Annotated in this window: 18 protein-coding genes; 8 read left to right on the top strand and 10 right to left on the bottom strand. The window is 58.5% G+C overall.

Annotated features, from left to right (window positions below; genetic code table 11):
- Positions 1 to 143: 143 nt before the first annotated feature.
- Positions 144 to 689 (bottom strand): hypothetical protein, encoded by a 546-nt coding sequence (locus HYPDE_RS05030; protein WP_015597303.1) that lies wholly within the window; start codon positions 687 to 689, stop codon positions 144 to 146.
- Between the two features lie 665 nt (positions 690 to 1,354).
- On the opposite strand from HYPDE_RS05030, the gene HYPDE_RS05025 reads away from it, so the two are divergent.
- Both HYPDE_RS05025 and HYPDE_RS05020 read left to right on the top strand, forming a co-directional pair.
- Entirely contained in the window at positions 1,355 to 1,573 is a 219-nt protein-coding gene (locus HYPDE_RS05025) for a hypothetical protein (protein ID WP_015597300.1), read from the top strand.
- 76 nt (positions 1,574 to 1,649) lie between these two features.
- On the top strand, positions 1,650 to 1,973 hold the full coding sequence (locus tag HYPDE_RS05020) for a hypothetical protein (protein ID WP_144061206.1): 324 nt from the start codon (positions 1,650 to 1,652) through the stop codon (positions 1,971 to 1,973).
- 68 nt (positions 1,974 to 2,041) lie between these two features.
- Here HYPDE_RS05020 and HYPDE_RS05015 read toward each other — a convergent pair whose 3' ends face one another.
- Positions 2,042 to 2,821 carry a hypothetical protein gene (locus tag HYPDE_RS05015; protein ID WP_015597298.1) on the bottom strand — a complete coding sequence of 260 codons (780 nt, stop codon included), beginning with the start codon at positions 2,819 to 2,821 and terminating at the stop codon, positions 2,042 to 2,044.
- A gap of 464 nt (positions 2,822 to 3,285) precedes the next feature.
- Here HYPDE_RS05015 and HYPDE_RS05010 point away from each other — a divergent pair, with 464 nt between their 5' ends.
- Positions 3,286 to 3,825 (top strand): hypothetical protein, encoded by a 540-nt coding sequence (locus HYPDE_RS05010; RefSeq protein ID WP_015597297.1) that lies wholly within the window; start codon positions 3,286 to 3,288, stop codon positions 3,823 to 3,825.
- Between the two features lie 52 nt (positions 3,826 to 3,877).
- Here the strand turns inward: HYPDE_RS05010 and HYPDE_RS05005 are convergent, their stop codons facing one another.
- Entirely contained in the window at positions 3,878 to 4,819 is a 942-nt protein-coding gene (locus HYPDE_RS05005; protein ID WP_015597296.1) for an RlpA-like double-psi beta-barrel domain-containing protein, read from the bottom strand.
- Between the two features lie 429 nt (positions 4,820 to 5,248).
- On the bottom strand, positions 5,249 to 5,704 hold the full coding sequence (locus HYPDE_RS05000; RefSeq protein ID WP_041320011.1) for an Rrf2 family transcriptional regulator: 456 nt from the start codon (positions 5,702 to 5,704) through the stop codon (positions 5,249 to 5,251).
- A gap of 276 nt (positions 5,705 to 5,980) precedes the next feature.
- On the opposite strand from HYPDE_RS05000, the gene HYPDE_RS04995 reads away from it, so the two are divergent.
- Together HYPDE_RS04995 and HYPDE_RS04990 are read left to right on the top strand one after the other, a co-directional pair.
- Positions 5,981 to 6,382 (top strand): rhodanese-like domain-containing protein, encoded by a 402-nt coding sequence (locus HYPDE_RS04995; RefSeq protein ID WP_015597294.1) that lies wholly within the window; start codon positions 5,981 to 5,983, stop codon positions 6,380 to 6,382.
- Between the two features lie 569 nt (positions 6,383 to 6,951).
- Complete coding sequence (locus tag HYPDE_RS04990) at positions 6,952 to 7,173, top strand: hypothetical protein (protein ID WP_041320009.1); 222 nt, start codon at positions 6,952 to 6,954, stop codon at positions 7,171 to 7,173.
- A gap of 233 nt (positions 7,174 to 7,406) precedes the next feature.
- Here HYPDE_RS04990 and HYPDE_RS04985 read toward each other — a convergent pair whose 3' ends face one another.
- On the bottom strand, positions 7,407 to 8,993 hold the full coding sequence (locus tag HYPDE_RS04985) for a Do family serine endopeptidase (protein ID WP_015597291.1): 1,587 nt from the start codon (positions 8,991 to 8,993) through the stop codon (positions 7,407 to 7,409).
- A gap of 172 nt (positions 8,994 to 9,165) precedes the next feature.
- On the opposite strand from HYPDE_RS04985, the gene HYPDE_RS04980 reads away from it, so the two are divergent.
- Positions 9,166 to 10,035: a class I SAM-dependent methyltransferase gene (locus HYPDE_RS04980; RefSeq protein WP_015597290.1), complete on the top strand. Its 870-nt coding sequence runs from the start codon at positions 9,166 to 9,168 to the stop codon at positions 10,033 to 10,035.
- A 13-nt stretch (positions 10,036 to 10,048) separates the two neighbouring features.
- Here HYPDE_RS04980 and HYPDE_RS04975 read toward each other — a convergent pair whose 3' ends face one another.
- The 5 genes from HYPDE_RS04975 to HYPDE_RS04955 all read right to left on the bottom strand — a co-directional run bounded on the left by HYPDE_RS04975 (position 10,049) and on the right by HYPDE_RS04955 (position 15,710).
- Complete coding sequence (locus HYPDE_RS04975; protein WP_244437781.1) at positions 10,049 to 10,783, bottom strand: Crp/Fnr family transcriptional regulator; 735 nt, start codon at positions 10,781 to 10,783, stop codon at positions 10,049 to 10,051.
- A gap of 241 nt (positions 10,784 to 11,024) precedes the next feature.
- Positions 11,025 to 12,014, bottom strand: a complete 990-nt coding sequence (locus HYPDE_RS04970; RefSeq protein ID WP_015597288.1) for a cation diffusion facilitator family transporter — start codon at positions 12,012 to 12,014, stop codon at positions 11,025 to 11,027.
- A gap of 151 nt (positions 12,015 to 12,165) precedes the next feature.
- Positions 12,166 to 13,695: a hypothetical protein gene (locus HYPDE_RS04965; RefSeq protein WP_015597287.1), complete on the bottom strand. Its 1,530-nt coding sequence runs from the start codon at positions 13,693 to 13,695 to the stop codon at positions 12,166 to 12,168.
- 19 nt (positions 13,696 to 13,714) lie between these two features.
- Complete coding sequence (locus tag HYPDE_RS04960) at positions 13,715 to 14,650, bottom strand: DUF1134 domain-containing protein (protein ID WP_015597286.1); 936 nt, start codon at positions 14,648 to 14,650, stop codon at positions 13,715 to 13,717.
- 139 nt (positions 14,651 to 14,789) lie between these two features.
- Positions 14,790 to 15,710, bottom strand: coding sequence for a 3'(2'),5'-bisphosphate nucleotidase CysQ family protein (locus HYPDE_RS04955; RefSeq protein WP_015597285.1), 921 nt, complete (start codon positions 15,708 to 15,710; stop codon positions 14,790 to 14,792).
- Positions 15,711 to 15,927: 217 nt separating this feature from the next.
- On the opposite strand from HYPDE_RS04955, the gene HYPDE_RS04950 reads away from it, so the two are divergent.
- On the top strand, positions 15,928 to 16,575 hold the full coding sequence (locus HYPDE_RS04950; RefSeq protein ID WP_041320008.1) for a histidine phosphotransferase family protein: 648 nt from the start codon (positions 15,928 to 15,930) through the stop codon (positions 16,573 to 16,575).
- A 109-nt stretch (positions 16,576 to 16,684) separates the two neighbouring features.
- A complete protein-coding gene (locus HYPDE_RS04945; protein WP_015597283.1) occupies positions 16,685 to 17,053 on the top strand; it encodes a response regulator in 369 nt (122 codons plus the stop codon).
- The last annotated feature ends 96 nt before the right edge of the window (positions 17,054 to 17,149 follow it).

The raw sequence follows: 17,149 nt of genomic DNA, 5'->3' as shown, positions 1-17,149 counted from the left end.
TTATTGCAGCGCAATATTCCGAGCAATCAGTAAGTCGCGGTATTCCGACTTCAAGGCGTCCTCCGGCTCCAGCGCACGAGGTGACGCGGTGCCCGATCTAAGGTCACTGGATAATCGGTTGCCCGCAATGAACCTTGCCGCGCTCAGGCATGCCTGGTGGAGCTTACCGGACGAACGAAGCTGCCCCAAGCCCACTGCAAGAGCAACAGTCCGGCAAATGACGCGAGGTTGACTTCGAAGACGCGCGCAACGATATCGCCCGAAAGCGTTGCTTCAGAACCTTCGAGCGGATACCCCGCCACGAACAGAACGAGCTGGTAAACGGCGAAGGCCACAACGAACGTGAGAGGGAGCGTCAGAATCGGCGATTGGCTTTGCAAGCGCCCCACCGCCGCGTGGACAGCGAGAAACGCAACGATTGCCGAAATGCCGATCGCAGCTCCCCACGCAAATGTGTCGAAGGTTTGCGGGTAATGGAGAAATCCGAAACCAACGATCTGATTTGACAGCCAAGCGGTAACGACGAGCGTCAAGCCCGTCTTCCGGCTCATCGCGAACCCGGCCAGCGCTGCGACCGCCGCAAGTGGCGCCGCGCAGGCAAACGCCCAGCTCCCCATGATGCTGAGAGCCGCAACCAGTACGATCATGACAATCGTGCCTCCCGAAAAGCGAGCGAAACTATCATGCATGCGCGCTCCTTTCTCTTTTCTCTCGTCAAGCCGGAAACGTGACGACGCTCTCATCTTTCTACGGTGTCATTCCTAGCCAAACAAGAGCACCCGCGGTCCGGGCGTGCATCTCAATTGCCAAATCGAATGAAGACACCCTTTCCTGTCGCCGGATAGGCGTCCGGATTCTCATACGCCCCCGTGACCGGCACCGGTTCGCAGCGGCGTTACGCGAAATTTTCATTCAGCGCAGCAGCCGCGATGACGAAGCAATCTGCGTTTTGCTGTTGCCTTTGATGTTCTCGGCAAGTTATGTCGTCGCTCGAGGCGGGCGACCGCAGGCTCTGCACCGCACGCCTCAACGATGAAATGTCAAAATGGGACTGCAGGCGCTCGTGCCTTGCTCCTAGCGGAATGCGCGACCGGATCGCGCCGCGAGGTACCCACACATGCACTACGATTTACGCTGCTTTTTTCTCAAATCTCCGAAATCTCTGCGCAGACCGCCGTCTGTGCGGCCCCGCTCGCTTTACGCGACCCGATTGTGAGCGTGCCGGGGCTGCTACTGCTACTGAGTTTGAGTAAGCAGACCTCAGCCCCCAACAAGGTTCAAGATCGCCACCAAATAGGTTAGACCATGTGCGCCCGGAGCGGGTTGCACTGTCGTTCGGCAAGAGGATGGGGCAATGGGAAATCGCGGACCGCTCGAAGATGAGGCGCAAATCTTTTCCGGCGTTATCAAGGTGTGGCGCACCGATTATGGTGAACTGATCACCGACAGCGGCGTGACTGTTCCCCTGGTTACGAGGGGTTATCCGACGGTGCCGATTGGGGCGCGCGTGACGATTATCGCCCGTAAATACAAACCGCTTTTTCAGATCGAGAAGATCGTCGAAGGCAGCTAACCTTCTCGGCGCAGCGAGAGCTATTTTTATGTAGCGCCCTAGGTTCATCTTTTGCCCCGAACCTCAAGGTGAAGTTATGAGAGCAGTCATCTGCATCCTGATGTTGGGCGCCGGCATGGCCGTTATCCAACCAACCGTTGCTGCGGAAAATGCCGCCGAAATTATTTGCACCAATCCCAAAGATGATCCGCCGGGGCCAGACACGACGGTAGCCTGCTATTCCGACACCGGCTGCGCGCTTGCCGAGACTCTCGGGGCCGAGCCTATTCGTGACTATGACGTCGGCAGCGCTCCCTTTGCCCTGGCGCGCGGGAAGATCAGCGCGATCATCGCAACGTCCAAAGATCTGATCGAAACTGCAGAAGCCAACGGCGCCAAGTGCCGACCGACGGAAAAATAGACGAACTTCGAGGTGTTCGCGAGCTTCCCCGTTTCAGCGGACTGAAATAGGGCGCGCAATCGCACCCATCAACGAACGACGTCTGTCACCACATGCGCGCCGATCAGCTCCTTTTGGTCGGGATACCATGCGCTATTCGACGGTGTCGCAAACACACGCTGAATGAAGGGTTCCGGGATGTCGGCGGCCTGAAACAATGACCGTATTTTATCGGTGCCTGCACCGATCGAGTTGGCGCTCTCCCCGCCTACGGCATGAAAGCCGAGCTTGGCGCCTGGGCGTACAATGCGGCGAGTGCCGCCGAGAAACGCGAGCGTACAGGCGCTCGCGCAAAACTCGGCGGCATATGTATCAAGACCGCGCGATCTGATTTCGTCATATAGCCGCGTACCAACGCCCACGTGGCCGCCCGGGCTGTTCAAAACGACCGTCCGGATGTCGGAATTTGCCGTGAGCGCGCGAGAGACTTCGCCGAGAACGCCCCACGCCAAATAGCCGGTGATCCGGAGATTCGTATCGTCGATCGAGACTATATGGCCCTGAAGTCCGACCCAATCCTGATCCGTTGCGTCTCGATAGAGAGACATCATGCCGCCGGGAAAAGGCATAAGTAAAAGAAAGCCCGTCACTCCCACGAGGGCGGAGACAGCACGCGCAAGCCACCGCGTGATCCAACGCCTGCCGTCGTTTCTCTCACGCGTGCTGGCCCGCCACATGCCGACGAGCTGCCAGATGGCGACGGTGCCGATAAGTAGAAATCCGGTGGCTCCCTGAGCCATCCTCGAGACGGGCGTGTCTTGCAGCGACCATTGCGTTACCCAAAGCGTCACGGCAAAGTAGACGAGCAATGGAAGAGCAATCGTCCAAGCGAGAAGGCTGACCCCAAAAGGGCACTCACCTCGCCAATTTCGAACTATGAAATTCGACACAAAATCCCCGCTTCGATTGCAGCATCTTTGCTTATTGTTCCGGCCAGAGGTGCACTGACCTGCCCTGGCCTCAGGTCGCCCCGCCTTTAAGAGAAAAAAAGCCTTTCCGACTTAGTTTGCATTTCATCAAGTTTTAAAGCGTGTGAGTTGAATATACCATTCAGGATTTGCGGCTCATCGAGCGCCTTGGGCGCAGTCGAGACCAGAAAACTGGATTGGCAGAAGTGTTAAGCCGGAGAACAACGGCCGATCTTGATGGCGCCACACTTATCCCGGAAGTAGATCGGGGCTTCGGGGACTTCGTCGTGCGTAATACTCTACGTTTTATTGCTATTGTATCTTGCGTATTGAGGGCTAACGCTGTCGCCGCAGAGCCGGTCCAGTTGAACGCGGACGCAATCAAGGCGACGCTGCCAGGGTCGGTTCTGAAGCTCGACACCCCGCTCGGAACGGTGGTCCCGATCAAATTTGACGACAACGGCCTCATGTCGGGAGACGCAGGCCAATTGGCATCCTATCTCGGATCTCAAAAGGACAGAGGCCGTTACTGGCTCGCAGAAGATCGCATTTGCTACAAGTGGTTTCGCTGGTTCAGCGGCGAACAGCACTGCTTGGCCATTCAACGGGACGGACAGCGGATATTCTGGCAGCGCGACGATGGCGAAACCGGAACCGCAACCTTGGAGGAACAGCGCAAGGCAGCGCCGAAACCACCGGCGGCAGGAAAACCACCGATAAAATATCTGGCGCAGCACCAGCACTCTGCATCGCCGGACGACGCGTCAAGCCTCGCAGAGCCGGTGCTGGTCAAGCTTCCGACGCTTGCCGTACGTCCGCCGAAGCGGGCCGCAGTCCTTGCCGAGGAAATGTTCAAGGCGCATCTTCCGAACGCTTCGCAGGCGCCGATCAGATCACCGCATTGAGCCAGGTCTTTTATTCGCGACGCGTGCGGTGGCGCCTGCCCTATCGTCGCTTTTATTTGGTGCCGGTAGCCGCAAGCCGCGGAGCACCAATGAATTTACGCAAGCCGAATCCAAAGTCGATAGCCGTTAACGGCGGCACTCCGGCATCGGCAGTTTGAGCCTCAGGGTCCGCCCCCATTGGCGGAGCGCGCCGGACCGGCCGCGGCAATATCTTCAGCATGACGAGCTCGCGAGCCAAATACGGCGACACCGCCGGCCGAGGCTTTAAAACCAGCTCCTCCCCGGACTGATCTTCACCAGGAGAAGGCGTGTCCGGAGCAAAAAGCTCGGCATCGGTCGCACGCGGTTCGTCCAGATCGAGCTTTTGTAACCCCGCGGCGTAAGCCAGATCGAAATTACCGAAGCGGCCGAGATAACCTGGTACCCTTGGATAAACGCGGCGCCAGGCGTAGGTCGCTTCCTTGGCCGTCGGCGCCTTCAATACGCTGACAACAAGATGCGCGACGCCTTCATCCCGGAACCCGAGGCTTTCCGCAGCGGCGCGCGATACATCGAGCTTGCGCTGTCCGCTGTAAGGGCCCGCATTGGTTATGCGCAGGATGGAGGCGCCTCCGGATCTCGGATTGTAGGCCAGGATAACGGTCCCGTCAGGAAAGAGCGGACTTGCAGCATTGTCCGGAAGATCGGGGCGAAAGACAGTTCCCGAACTCGTCAACCCGCACGGGTTGAGACGATCGCGGCTGCAGTCATCGTAATAGGAGGCCAGCAGATAGCCGCGCCAGCCGACCAGACTTTCCGTTTGTCGAAGAGTACCGACGCGATGACACCATCCGCTGAAGCAGTATTTTGCACCCGGCGTCTTGGCGACAGCTGGAAGAGAGAAATGCGGACATAAAAATAACACCGCTGCAAGCACTCCGGCTCGCAGCGCATGATGATCGCCCCCAGCGAAACTGTTTTGGGCGGCGAGCGGCCGCCCCTTCCCCCAAAGCATCGTACACACCTTCACGGGTACGCTGGACCTTGGCGTGCGAGAAAACCATGGCAACTCTAGGAGTGAGCAGTGGAATTTCGGTTAAAATATTTTCGGCGCGATAATAACTCCGATCGACCGACCGAAATGCTCAGCTACGAGCTAACATCTCTTAAATAAACCGAGAGCCTCGCCGAATAGCACAAGGGCCTGGAATGCACGCTAATGCATCCCAGACCTCGTCGTCCCTCTAATCCCCGATCAGCGAACGAGGACCTTATCACCATGCCCCATTTCAGGATCGGCTTCATTGCTGAACATCAAGACCGCGATCGCCAATCCTTGAGCGACCCACATTTCAAAATTCCAAGCCCCTGCTATCGCAGCCCCTAACATTCAAACCGATTGAATGTTATTGGATCGCAAGCGGTCTTCACCGACAACCACTTCCTATGCGCGGTTGAATGCCGTCGGGACATCGAGATCAAGAAGCTTGTAGAGAGGGCGGCCGGGCCGGATCAGGTCCTCCAACGAATAATCGTCGAGAACAGCCAGAAAAGCTTGCATTGCCTCGGCCAGCGCCTTCCGAAGTACGCAAGCAGGCTGAATGCGGCAATAGTTGCCCTGTTGAAGGCACCCGATTACTCCGAGCTCCTGCTCAGTATCGCGAATCACCGCACCAATGTTGATTTGATTTGGCTTTCGCAGCAGCCGGAAGCCGCCGTTCTTGCCTTGCACCGTCTCGATATATCCGAGTTGACCAAGCTCGTGCACAACTTTCATCACATGACTTTTCGAAATATCGAAGCACTCGGAGATCTCCGCAATCGTGGAAAGCTCATCGCCCTTCAATCCCGCATACATCAGCACGCGCAAAGAATAATCAGCATGGAGAGTAAGTCGCATCGCAAAAGTCCTAAGATCGTTTAGGTCAGGATGCTGGAACATACTTCTAGAATAAATGTTTAACAAGTTGCGGGATCTCAGTATTGCTGAACCGCACACGCCAAAATACAGGAAATTCAATGGAATAATTTATCCTCAGCGTCCGAAATATATTGCCATCCGCTGTCCAGGAAGCGCACTGCTACAGACGGAGCACACCTCCATTCAAGGACTGGACGCGAAGGCAGGATGAGCATTTCATTGGGTAACGGAAACTTTCGACGAACGAGCAGGAACATGCCCATTACTAAAGGATACAAACAATTAATCACGGAAGCTCGAGTTCGAATACGAACGCTGACCCTCGATGAGGCGAAAGCGAAGTTCGAGGACCCCAATGTCAGCTTCATAGACATCCGCGACGCGCGGGAGCTGGAGCGGGATGGCATGATCCCGGGTGCATTCCATGCGCCGCGCGGGATGTTGGAGTTCTGGGTAGATCCGGATAGCCCCTACTACAAAGGCATATTCGGATCGGGCAAGGAATTCGTACTTTATTGCGCCTCCGCATGGCGATCGAGCCTTGCCACGGCCACTTTGCAAGACATGGGATTAAGCCCCGTCATGCATATTGAAGGTGGCTTCAAGGCATGGAAAGAAGCGGGCTTGCCGGTCGAACAGCCCTCCAAGCCGAAGTAACGCGGCACAAGACAAGACAAAAAGCACGCCGCCGCAACTGAGAATCTGACTCGTCAATCGGGAAAGAAAGCGTCCCGGCCTCCGGCGAGTGAGACGCATTCGACATCGATCCCTGCCGAGAGAACCATCAGATGGTATATCGCGCTGTACGTCCATCCGCTTCAAGCGCTTGCTCGACACGCGGCCGGACTTCGCGGCTGAGAGGAGTAAGCGAACGATTCAAAAGCTCAGGCGGCAAGAATCCGAAGAACGCGCTCAAAGCATTGAGTTAGGTTATGCCAAGTCCGCCATAGAGTTCGACGAAGCGTCGTGCGCAGCTTTCAGGGCGTCCGGAGATGACCATCTCGCGGTAAGACATCTCAGGATCCAGATCGCTGGTCGACGCCAAGGCCGACGCCACGATCCATGGGCGGTCAAATAACCTCGCGTCTATCCCAACTCGATTCGATAATAATAATGGAAATAACCAATTCATACTTATGGCGCAGACGCGCGAAAATAAACGGTATTAGATGCGCAATTGGAATTGTGAAATACGCATATTCAGCATAATTTGAGGAGTTTCTCGAATGTCAAAGCGTATATCGTTTGCCGCCGCTGCTGGCTTCGCCGCCCTTGTCGCGCTTCCGGCCGTTTCCGAGGCGCACTGCCTGCACTTCAAACGCTGGGAAACGAGGACCGCCTCGGCGTTGGATTGCACGGGACGTACCGTCAGACACATTGGCGACGGCATTGTCCGCGCCGGTGACAGAATGTTCGGATGGATATTCTGCAAGGGACGCCGCGTCTGAGCGCCGGGCGCCTCTTCGCACTAAGCCCGGCATTGAATAAGCCGCCTGGACGCAGGCGGGGCGGCTCATAATCTTCCGGTTGCCGCCGAAATTAAATAGATGCCGCGGCGCCGGCCGACTTATGACAACCGAGCGCCGCTCTTTGAGGATCATCGAGTGGTCGCGCAAACAAAACAATAAAAATCGGCGCGGATCTGTGACCCGCGCCGACAGACTTCTCGAAGACTCGTCTATCATCCCTGCTTCAGCGGCAGCGCCACGAAGCGACCGCCGTCCGCCGTCTTGAGGTGCAGAAGAATAGCGGATTTGCCTTCGTTCTGCGCCTCGCGGATTGCGGTCTGAACGTCACGCGGCGCAGAGACAGACTTGCCGCCAACGGCCGTAATAACGTCGCCCTGCTGCACGCCCTTCTCCGACGCGACACCGCCCGGATTGACGCCGGTGACGACAACGCCATCGGCACGTGCACCGGCAACATCGCTCGAAGGCGCGAGCATCATGCCGAATTCCGGTCTTTGGCCATTTACGTCATCGTTGGAGGCGAGTGTGTCCGACGGATAAGAGCGTGCCGTGAGTTCGACGGTGCGTTCCTTGCCGTTATGGACGACCGTCAGCTTGATCGTCTGCCCCGGTGCCACAGCACCGACCTTGCGCGCGAGATCGCGTGAATCCTTGACCTCCATGCCATCCATGTGCGTGATCACGTCGCCGCTCTTCAGACCGGCTTCAGCCGCCGGTCCGCCGGATTGCGGCTCGTCGACGATCGCACCGGACGCGCTCTTCAGGCCCATGCTCGCAGCAATATCATCGGTGACGGGTTGGATTGTAACGCCGATCCAGCCGCGCGTGACCTTACCGGTCGATTTGATCTGATCGACGACCGACTTCGCCGTAGTCGACGGGATATCGAATGCGATGCCGACCGAGCCACCGGATGGCGAATAGATGGCGGTATTGATGCCGATGACTTCGCCGTTGAGATTGAAGGTCGGTCCGCCCGAGTTGCCGGAGTTCACCGGCGCGTCGATCTGAATGTAGTCGTCGTAGGGCCCGCTGCCGATATCGCGGCCTTGGGCGGAAACGATACCGGCAGTAACGGTACCGCCGAGACCGAACGGATTGCCCATCGCAACGACCCAATCTCCGACCTTCGGGAGCGTCGAGGCAAATGCGACATGCGGAAAGTCCTCCGACGCATCGACCTTGAGAAGGGCAAGATCCGTTTTCGGATCCGTTCCGATGATCTTGGCCGTATATGTCTTGCCGCCAGTCGTCCTGACCTCGACCTTCTTGGCATTCTTCACCACGTGGTTGTTGGTCACGAGGTAGCCGTCACCCGTAATGAAAAAGCCGGATCCTTGAGCGCGCACGACATGCGGCCCGGGCTGTATGTTCGGCAGGCCGAATTGCGGACCATCAGGAGAGCCGAAGAAAAACTGGAACGGACCGCCTCGTTGGCCTTGCTGCCCCTGTTCGTCATTGTCTCCCTGCTGTTCCCACGAGGTAAGCGGCGATGTCTCTTCGGAACGGACGTAGATGGAAACGACTGCAGGCTTTACCTTCTCGACGAGGTTCGCAAAGCTCGGCATTACAGCCGCGGGCGGGCTCGCAGCCTCCGCAGCAGCAGCCGAACCGCTCAATGCAAGGACATGCGATAGCGGGCTCGCGACGGGAACTGCTGCTGCCGCCACAAGAAAAGCGATTGCAGCACCTCCGGCAGCGGTCACGCCGGCCGCCCCGATGAAACGCCGCTTGCGCTTCCGCGGGGAGCCATCGCCGCATACCTCGATTTCGTTATGTCCTGGGTTCTGTAAATCCATCTTCGCGTATCCTTCAGAGCTGAACGAGAAACTGTCCTCAAATTCCCCCCAAAGACATGTTGAACCTGCCATCCCGTACATTTCCTGGATGTTTCCGCCGATTTAAAATTAGGAAACATTTGGATGCTGCTGCCGCGCGCCAAACGACAAAAGGCGCCAGAAGGAGATTCGCGTGACGAACACATTAATCAATGATGTTTCGGATACGGCGTTCTGGATCGCGCACCATCGAAGCGTCGAGACTAAGCGGCCCGACGCACTCTTTAAGGATCCACTGGCCGAAGTGCTCGCGGGAACGCGCGGCAAGAACATCGCGGACTCGATGCCCCGATCCATGGTGACGGCATGGGCGGTCGTAATGCGAACGTGCATTATCGACGATCATATTCGCTTGGCCATCCGCGAAGGAACGGATGCCGTCTTGAATCTCGGCGCCGGATTGGACACCCGACCCTATCGCATGGAGCTGCCCGAAACTCTCAACTGGACCGAGGTCGATTACCCGCATGTCATAGACTACAAGCAGCAGCGCCTCGCGCAGGAAACGCCACGTTGTCGGCTGGCGCGCATAAAATGCGACCTTGCCGACGATACATCCCGCCGCCGGTTGCTTGCCGAAGTCAACGCTTCCGCCAAGAAACTATTGGTCCTCTCCGAGGGCGTCGTCCCCTACTTGGGCACGGATCAGGTTGCAACGCTTGCGGACGATCTCCGCAGCCTCGATCATGCAAGGTACTGGCTCGTGGATTATTTCTCGCCGCAACTTCTCAAATACCGGCAACGCCAGATGGGCGACCGGATGCAGAACGCCCCATTCAAGTTTGCGCCCGATGATTGGCTAGGCTTTTTTGAGAAGCATGGGTGGCGATGCCGGCAAATTCGTTATCTAGCCGAGGAGGCAGAGCGCCTCAAACGCCAGATTCAATTACCGGCGTGGCAGGCGTTACTCGCGAGTGTGCAACAGTTCGTTATGCCGAAAGCGCGACGCGACAGATTCAGGAAGCTTGCCGGCCATATCCTGCTCGAACCGCAGCCCATTTAACCCCGCAAGCACTTTAGCTGCCTGGCAGCAATCTTTGCTTATCGGGCAAGTCCGATTGCAGCAAGGGATCTGCAATCTCATCCGCCAACGCTTCAAGGCGCTCCATATTCATGATGCGCATGCCGTGGTGAGGCGCCGGTTGAATCAAGCCAAGATCTTCGAGTTCGACAAGCATCTCCGCGAGACATCCGACGCTGACCCCGAGATAACCGGCAACGACGGCGCATTCCAACGTATCGTCGATCACCGCCGGGTCACGGCCCTCGTTTTCATTTTGGTGTGAGACAGCAATCAGAAATGCGGCAAGCCGCACGACGGGACGCGAGGCCCCTACATCGGTGACATAATCCCGCCGGAACGCAAACTCGCGCTCGACGGCATCATCGAGCCTGGCCTTCGCACTAGCATCCTCAGCCGTCAGGCGATCAATTTCGTCGAGGCCCAGGCAGCTTACTTTGGTGTCGATCACGGCGCGTGCGCTGGTCGCGTGCCGTTCCAGAAAACCCATGCCGACGAGATCGCCTGCGAGCGCAAACTCGATAATTTCACGCGTCTTGTTCGGGTGCGTCACGTAAATGCAAATCGCGCCCGTCTCGATCCGGTAGAGATGGGTTTTCAAATCTCCCGCCTCGAACAGCATCTCATTGCGCTGAAGCGTGCGAAGGGGTGCGCTCGGCGCAAGACCCTGGCTGGCCGAAACGGGAGCGAGCACCGGGGAGCCGATATCTTCAATGACCAAACTCAACACACGCAACTCCGGTCTACGGGGGACCACCGGAAACTATCGGCGGGGGAACTCTTGTCTGCGCGATCGTCTTGTAGAGCTTTGGAAAATCAGGGACCGAATGGCGGATGAATATCCCTAACGCGAAATGAATATATTGAGTATTCTGACCTATTCCGCCCGAATTGTCCAATGCATCGCGACTGACCGGCTGAAATACGCCGGATTACCAGTCCGGGTTCCATTTCTTATCGCCGTTCAGTGCTCATACTGCACATTCCGAGCCGCACGGAATGTCCGATCCAACTTCAAACTGAAGCGTCGTATGGCGGATCTCGAACTCATCGTGCAACATCTTGGCCGTTTCAGAGATAAAGGCATCGCCCGGATGGCCGCCCGGCATCACCAGATGGCACGTCAACGCCGTTTCAGTCGTGCTCATCGGCCAGATGTGCAAATCGTGAACGCTTTCAACACCGGGCAAGGACGCGAGGCGCCCCCTCACCTGAGCGGTGCTGATACGGGCGGGCACGCCATGTAGGGCAAGGCGCATCGTATCGCGCAACAGACCCCACGTTCCCCAGATGATGACTGCGGCAATGACGAGACTGACAACCGGATCGAGCCAGTTCCAGCCCGTCGTCAGCATCGTGAAGCCCACCACTACGACACCGAACGACACCGCGGCATCAGCCGCCATGTGCAGATAAGCGCCGCGGATGTTGACGTCGCGCTCGCTGCCGGAAACAAACAACCACGCGGTAAACCCATTGATCAGAATACCGATTGCGGCGACGATAATCACGATCACACCGCCCACTGGCGGCACCGAGCTTCCGAGCCGCTGCCCCGACTCCAAAATGATGGCGCCGACCGCAACGAGCAGCAGAACTGCGTTGGCGAGCGCCGCGAGAATGGTCGAAGACCCGAAGCCGTACGTATACTGCAGCGTCGGGCGGCGCTTGATAAGGAGCGTTGCGCCCCAAGCGATCAGAAGCCCAAGAACGTCACTAAGATTGTGCCCGGCGTCGGCGAGCAGCGCCATGGAATTCGCGTAAAATCCCGCGGCTGCCTCGACGATGATGAATGCAACGTTGAGCGCCGCTCCCAGCGCAAACGCAAATCCGAAGTCCTTGGGCGCATGGCTGTGGGCGTGACTGTGCGCGTGAGATCCCGCACTATGATCATGGCCATGATCATGCATCTGCCCTTCGTGGGAGGAGGAGTGAGACTTGTCGGTAGCGTTCTCGGTCATAACTCACAATCAGCCCGGTGCGGGCTCGGAAGATACCGCCTGAAGCACACCCGATAATTTAGATTGCGCAGCGGGATTGTAAAAGCAGCGGGATTGTAAAAGATGCGAACTTATTGCGCGAACCCGCGCCAATATCCGATCACCGGGTGAACTAGCGCTTGTCGAGCCCGCTGATACGTTCAAGCAGGCGTGGACGGCGGGGCAATGGCCCGGCGTCCCCTTCTTTTCCGGTCTCTGCGGCGGGCAACGGCGGCGGTTGATCGTTATCTGATGAATCCTTGCCATTGCCGGAGGCGCCGTTGTCGGTTCCGTTAAGAGCCCGCAGATAAGGCTGCGCGCGGGGCTCCCGAACCGGATCTGCCCCGTTGTCCGCCGCAACCGCTTCATGATCTGCCGATCGCACCGGCCGCGGCGCCGCGATCCGCTCAGCCAGAGGCTTGCGTGGCGTAGAATTCTCCGCGTCCGTTTTACCGTCGTCGGCGTGGCGGGTTCCCATGCGACGCAACTCGTCGTGAAAGTGCAATGCCTGCCGCGACAAGCGTTCCTGGTTCGCCGCGATCTCGGCCCGAAGCGCAGAGATCGTCTGCCGTTGTTCGTCGACCTCCACCTGAAGGGCGCTGAGGTCTGCCTTCTGTGCTATGCCAGGAGCATCGGCTGCGTTTTCCTCGTAGGTCTTGAGGACAGCCTTAAGCTTGGCGAGTTCCGTCGATTTCGCATCGCTCGCCGCTTGCAGATCCGCCAAGCGATCTTCGAGCGCCATGCGTTCTGCATCCCCACTGCCGATACTCGCATTCATGGCGGCAAGCTCGGATTCGGCCTTCGCGAGCGCCAGTATCAGCCGCTTGACCTCTGCGTCGCGATCTCTGTCATCGGCAGCCGTTTTCGCTTTGCCATCCGGTCCCTGCAATCGCGCGATCAGGGCGGCTTGCTCGCGATTTTGGGCGCGCAAGGACTCGAGTTCCGATTTGAGCGCCACGCTGCCGTCGATGCGATCGTCGGAGCGGGTACCCCGGAAGCGCGACGCGCGCGTGTCGAGCGTCGTACGCAGCTTGACAAGCTCCTTTTCGCGCTGCGCATTGATCTGGGCCGCTTCCTCAAGCGCCGTCGCCTGCTTGGCGCTGGTCGCGAGCAGCCCGCGAATCTCACGGTCCCGTATCGCGAGCAGCTTGCGCGTTTCGGCAAGGCGCTGCTCGACCTTCGGCAGACGATCGAGGATCGCCTGTTCGAGAACACGCCGCGCATTCTCGTGCTCCTCGACGCTCATCTTGTGATCGGCAATCGTTTGCGTCAGCTCTTGGATCTTGGCGTCGCGCCGGTTGATCTCGACGCTTTGCCGCGCCGCCGAGAAGCTCGCCTCCTCCACTTTGGTTTCGAGCCTGTGCACTTCCATCGCGAAGTCCGCCCGCATCCGATCCTTGTCGGCGCGGATTTCCTCCTCGGTGAGCGGCAGCGTGCGCTTCAACACCTCTGTCGTGAACCGCTCGATGCGGAGCCGATAGGCCGGCAACAGGACAACGACAATCAAGGCCGCGATCAGGAAGCCCAGCGTCACGAGCATCGCGGCGTAAAGGGTGATCAAGCAACAGGTCCTGAACTGGTCGGCTACGCGGCCCCCGCCGCGCGCTGAATTCCCTTCGGTCGAGAGAAACCCGCTTTCGCGGATTTCCGCAACATAGAACATGCAGTGGCGGCTTCAGCCATCAAAACGGGTTCCATGTCGGATTTCGAGTATACTTCAAATAGCCGACGTTGGCACCGAGGCGCAGCCCGACGCCAGCCCGAATCGGCGCCAGTGTGACATGCCCCGATTTCTGCAGTTGCACACTGACACCGCCGACGAGATATGCCGCCCCCTCAACACCGCCGAAACGGTCAAAGATGTCCGACGGATCTCGGAGGTTGTATACAAGCGTCATCACCTTCGAACCATCGGCACCAAAATCGTACCCGACAGACGGGCCCTGCCAGTAGACTTTAAAGTCCCCTGCATCCTTGGTGTAAAGCGTGCCCTCTCCGTAGGCCAAACCCGCAACGAACGCACCACCAGCATCCTGGCCGAGAATATAGCCGTTCGGTCTGCCGGCCTTCTGGAACGTCCATTCAATGGCCGATGCCAGCCCGCCACTGACCTTGCCGAAGAAGTTATTGCCCGCCCGGATGATTTCGTCTTCCGAATAGGTTCCGCGAACCGGCCCGCGGTCTGGAGGCGGCGGACCGGAATCGTAATGCTCTTCGCGGCTTGCGCTCTCCCGCGGTGGACGATAGGGCTCACCGTAGCCCTGCGAATCGCCACCGTAATTACGCTCGCCGTTGTAGGCGCCATAGCCGCCGCTCGGGGCCTGCCTGTAGGAATCGCCATAACCACGGCTCGGCGGCGAGCCCGGCTGTTGATAACTATCCACCGGTGCGCCGGCCGGCGGCTGGTAAGCGTCGCCCGCGGGAGGCGGCGACTGGCGGTAGGAGTCAAAACCGCCTTGCCCCGAATAGCTATCCGATGGCGGCCGATAAGCATCATCTACGGCGCCGGCGCCGGCGCCGGAAGCCGTCACAGCGAGGCAAACAATAAGCGGTAAACTCGCAAGTGCCGACGCCGTGCGGCCCGGCGCTTTGATTTTTCCAGAGAAGACGCGGCTCATCGTTAGGACCCCACGTTTGTCGAACGCGCCTGGTACACCCTCGAGAGGTTGACAGATTCCGCGCGCGACTAACCCCCCAGCGAAATCCGTACGCAGATTCGCGGGATTCTGTTGCTAAAGTATGGCCAATTCGCGTTGCCTATGCGCCACGCTTGGATGTGCTGGTCTCATCGCCGCTGCGCCACAGCGGCTGACGTCCCCACGCCACGAAATACGGATTGAGAAAACCTCGCGTAAAGTTCCCGTAAGTCAATGGCTCTCCGTCGAGCGTCGTGACCGAGCCTCCTGCGGCTTCGAGGATCGCTTGCCCCGCCGCCGTATCCCATTCGTACGTCTCGCCGAACCGCGCATAGAGGTCGCCTTCGCCCGCCGCGATCAGGCAAAATTTCATCGCCGAACCGAGCGGGCGCGCTTCGGCGACCCTGAGTTCAGCGAGGAGATGGGCGCTGGCGCTCCCGGCGCCGCGGCTGTTGAACGCAACGAGTGCATCTCGGTCGGGTGCGCGCGTCGCGATCTTTTTGAAACTGACATCCGGCAAAACATCATCTCCGGACAACGGCAGCCGCGCTTCGTAGGCGGCGCCATCCGATCGCGTCACAAACAGACGTTCGGACGGCGGCAGAAAAATCAGCCCGAAGGAGGCGCGTCCATCCTCGACAAATCCGATGTTGATCGAAAACTCGGGTTTGCCGCGAATGAAAAGCCGGGTGCCGTCGAGCGCATCGACGAGAAAGAACCGGCGCGCGTATCCCGGGGCGGCCCCCGCCGCTATATCTTCCTCGGCTACGATCTGAACGCTCGGTGCGATCTTAGACAGCGCCGCAAGCAGCAAAGCCTCAGCTTCCCGATCCGCAACCGTCACGGGCGATCGATCTGCCTTTTGTTCAATCGCGACGCCCTTCCGGAAATGCTCCATCTCCACGCGCCCCGCGTCGCGAACCGCTGGCAGCAATGCCGCAATCAGGGCATCGTGATCGTTGACGTCGATCGCCGGGATCTCTTGCAATAGAACTCCAATCGAAATCAATTTGCTGCGGGCCGCATACGCGTCGGCGTGCATTCTACGCCACTCATGGACCGTGGCGCGTAAGACTCAGGCCTTCAATGAAAATCGGGGCTCAAGGACCCCATCGGTCACAGGGCTTGGCAACCGCGATCCGGCGCATGTATCAGAGCATATAACGTTTTCGCAAGCGGCCGGATTGGCTCGCGTCGCGCTGTCGCGCTTGAGTGGCCACCACCCTTCGACGCCGGGCTTGCAGAAAAAAGGGTCGATAATGAGCCAACGTGTGCCGCCGACAGATCTCGAACTCGCAGCACTGATCTCAAGCCGGATCTGTCATGACATCATCAATCCCGTCGGCGCCATTTTCAACGGCCTGGAGATCCTTGACGAAGACGATGACGCGCAGGCCAAGAGCTACGCTCTGAACGTTATCCGGAACGTCACGGAGCAGGCCTCCGCACGGCTCGAATTCGCCCGCTTCGCCTTCGGAGCCGCTGGATCCGCGGGAGCGATGATCGACCTCACGACCGCCGAGAAGATCTCCCGCGGCTTTGTCAAAATTACCCAGGGGAAGCACAAGCTGACGTGGCGCGGCGCACCGGGGTTTGTCGCCAAGGATAAGGTCAAGCTGCTGCTCAACCTCATTGCGTCTGCCGTCACGGCGCTTCCGCGTGGGGGTGAAATCGACGTGGCGATTGCGGGCTCCTTCGAGCAGCCAAGCTATTTGATCCGATGCAAAGGCACGGGTGCGCGGCCGCCGCAGTATCTGACTGACTTTGTTGCCGGAAACCCGCTGGCACTCGATGCGATGTCGATACAGGCCTACTACACATGGCGCATAGCGCCATCAGCCGGCATGCGGCTGGGGATCCTAAAGGATGGCACTGATATTCTGCTCGTCGCCAAGCCCGAGACCTGAAGCATACGAAACAGCGAAATCTACGGCTGCCCGAATGACGCCTCAGAGCTTAACGGCACCTTAAGTGTTTGCCGGGCAAGCTAGAGAGGCTGCGCGAGACACCGGACAAATGCTGCACTGCTTCATCGTCGACGATTCGGATATCATTCGAAAGTTCACCAGACTCATTTTCGAGAATCTGGGCTTCCGCGTGAGCGAGGCCGATGGCCCGGTCGCCGCGCTTGAACGTCTGCGAACGGAATCGCCCGAGTATATTCTCGTCGACTGGCGCATGCCGGACACCAATAGCATTGAGTTCATCGCCAAACTGCGCACGTTGCCCCTGGAGCAACGGCCCTACATCATCTACGTCGTGACGGAAAACGAACCGCACGAGATCAAGCGTGCATTGGCGGCCGGCGCCGATAGCTTCCTTCTGAAGCCTTTCAACCGCGAGATCATCGAAATGAAGCTCGCCGAAATCCGCGTTACAGCTTAACGCCGCCGGAAGCATCTCATCGCTAACAGACAGTCCGGATCCGCCGGCCTCCAAAAAGACGAATGGTGCCTAAGGAAACCCATAAGCACCATCCTA

This window comes from Hyphomicrobium denitrificans 1NES1, assembly GCF_000230975.2.
GTDB lineage: Bacteria > Pseudomonadota > Alphaproteobacteria > Rhizobiales > Hyphomicrobiaceae > Hyphomicrobium_B > Hyphomicrobium_B denitrificans_A.
The sequence above is the reverse complement of the archived record's forward strand: the minus strand, read 5'-3'. Positions and strand labels throughout refer to the sequence as shown.

Bases quoted from the DNA above. Each gene is read 5' to 3' on its own strand.
- HYPDE_RS05030 (WP_015597303.1), bottom strand. From the start codon at position 689: ATGCATGATAGTTTCGCTCGCTTTTCGGGAGGCACGATTGTCATGATC.
- HYPDE_RS05025 (WP_015597300.1), top strand. From the start codon at position 1,355: ATGGGAAATCGCGGACCGCTCGAAGATGAGGCGCAAATCTTTTCCGGC.
- HYPDE_RS05020 (WP_144061206.1), top strand. From the start codon at position 1,650: ATGAGAGCAGTCATCTGCATCCTGATGTTGGGCGCCGGCATGGCCGTT.
- HYPDE_RS05005 (WP_015597296.1), bottom strand. From the start codon at position 4,819: ATGCTTTGGGGGAAGGGGCGGCCGCTCGCCGCCCAAAACAGTTTCGCT.
- HYPDE_RS05000 (WP_041320011.1), bottom strand. From the start codon at position 5,704: ATGCGACTTACTCTCCATGCTGATTATTCTTTGCGCGTGCTGATGTAT.
- HYPDE_RS04995 (WP_015597294.1), top strand. From the start codon at position 5,981: ATGCCCATTACTAAAGGATACAAACAATTAATCACGGAAGCTCGAGTT.
- HYPDE_RS04990 (WP_041320009.1), top strand. From the start codon at position 6,952: ATGTCAAAGCGTATATCGTTTGCCGCCGCTGCTGGCTTCGCCGCCCTT.
- HYPDE_RS04985 (WP_015597291.1), bottom strand. From the start codon at position 8,993: ATGGATTTACAGAACCCAGGACATAACGAAATCGAGGTATGCGGCGAT.
- HYPDE_RS04970 (WP_015597288.1), bottom strand. From the start codon at position 12,014: ATGACCGAGAACGCTACCGACAAGTCTCACTCCTCCTCCCACGAAGGG.
- HYPDE_RS04965 (WP_015597287.1), bottom strand. From the start codon at position 13,695: ATGTTCTATGTTGCGGAAATCCGCGAAAGCGGGTTTCTCTCGACCGAA.
- HYPDE_RS04960 (WP_015597286.1), bottom strand. From the start codon at position 14,650: ATGAGCCGCGTCTTCTCTGGAAAAATCAAAGCGCCGGGCCGCACGGCG.
- HYPDE_RS04955 (WP_015597285.1), bottom strand. From the start codon at position 15,710: ATGCACGCCGACGCGTATGCGGCCCGCAGCAAATTGATTTCGATTGGA.
- HYPDE_RS04950 (WP_041320008.1), top strand. From the start codon at position 15,928: ATGAGCCAACGTGTGCCGCCGACAGATCTCGAACTCGCAGCACTGATC.
- HYPDE_RS04945 (WP_015597283.1), top strand. From the start codon at position 16,685: ATGCTGCACTGCTTCATCGTCGACGATTCGGATATCATTCGAAAGTTC.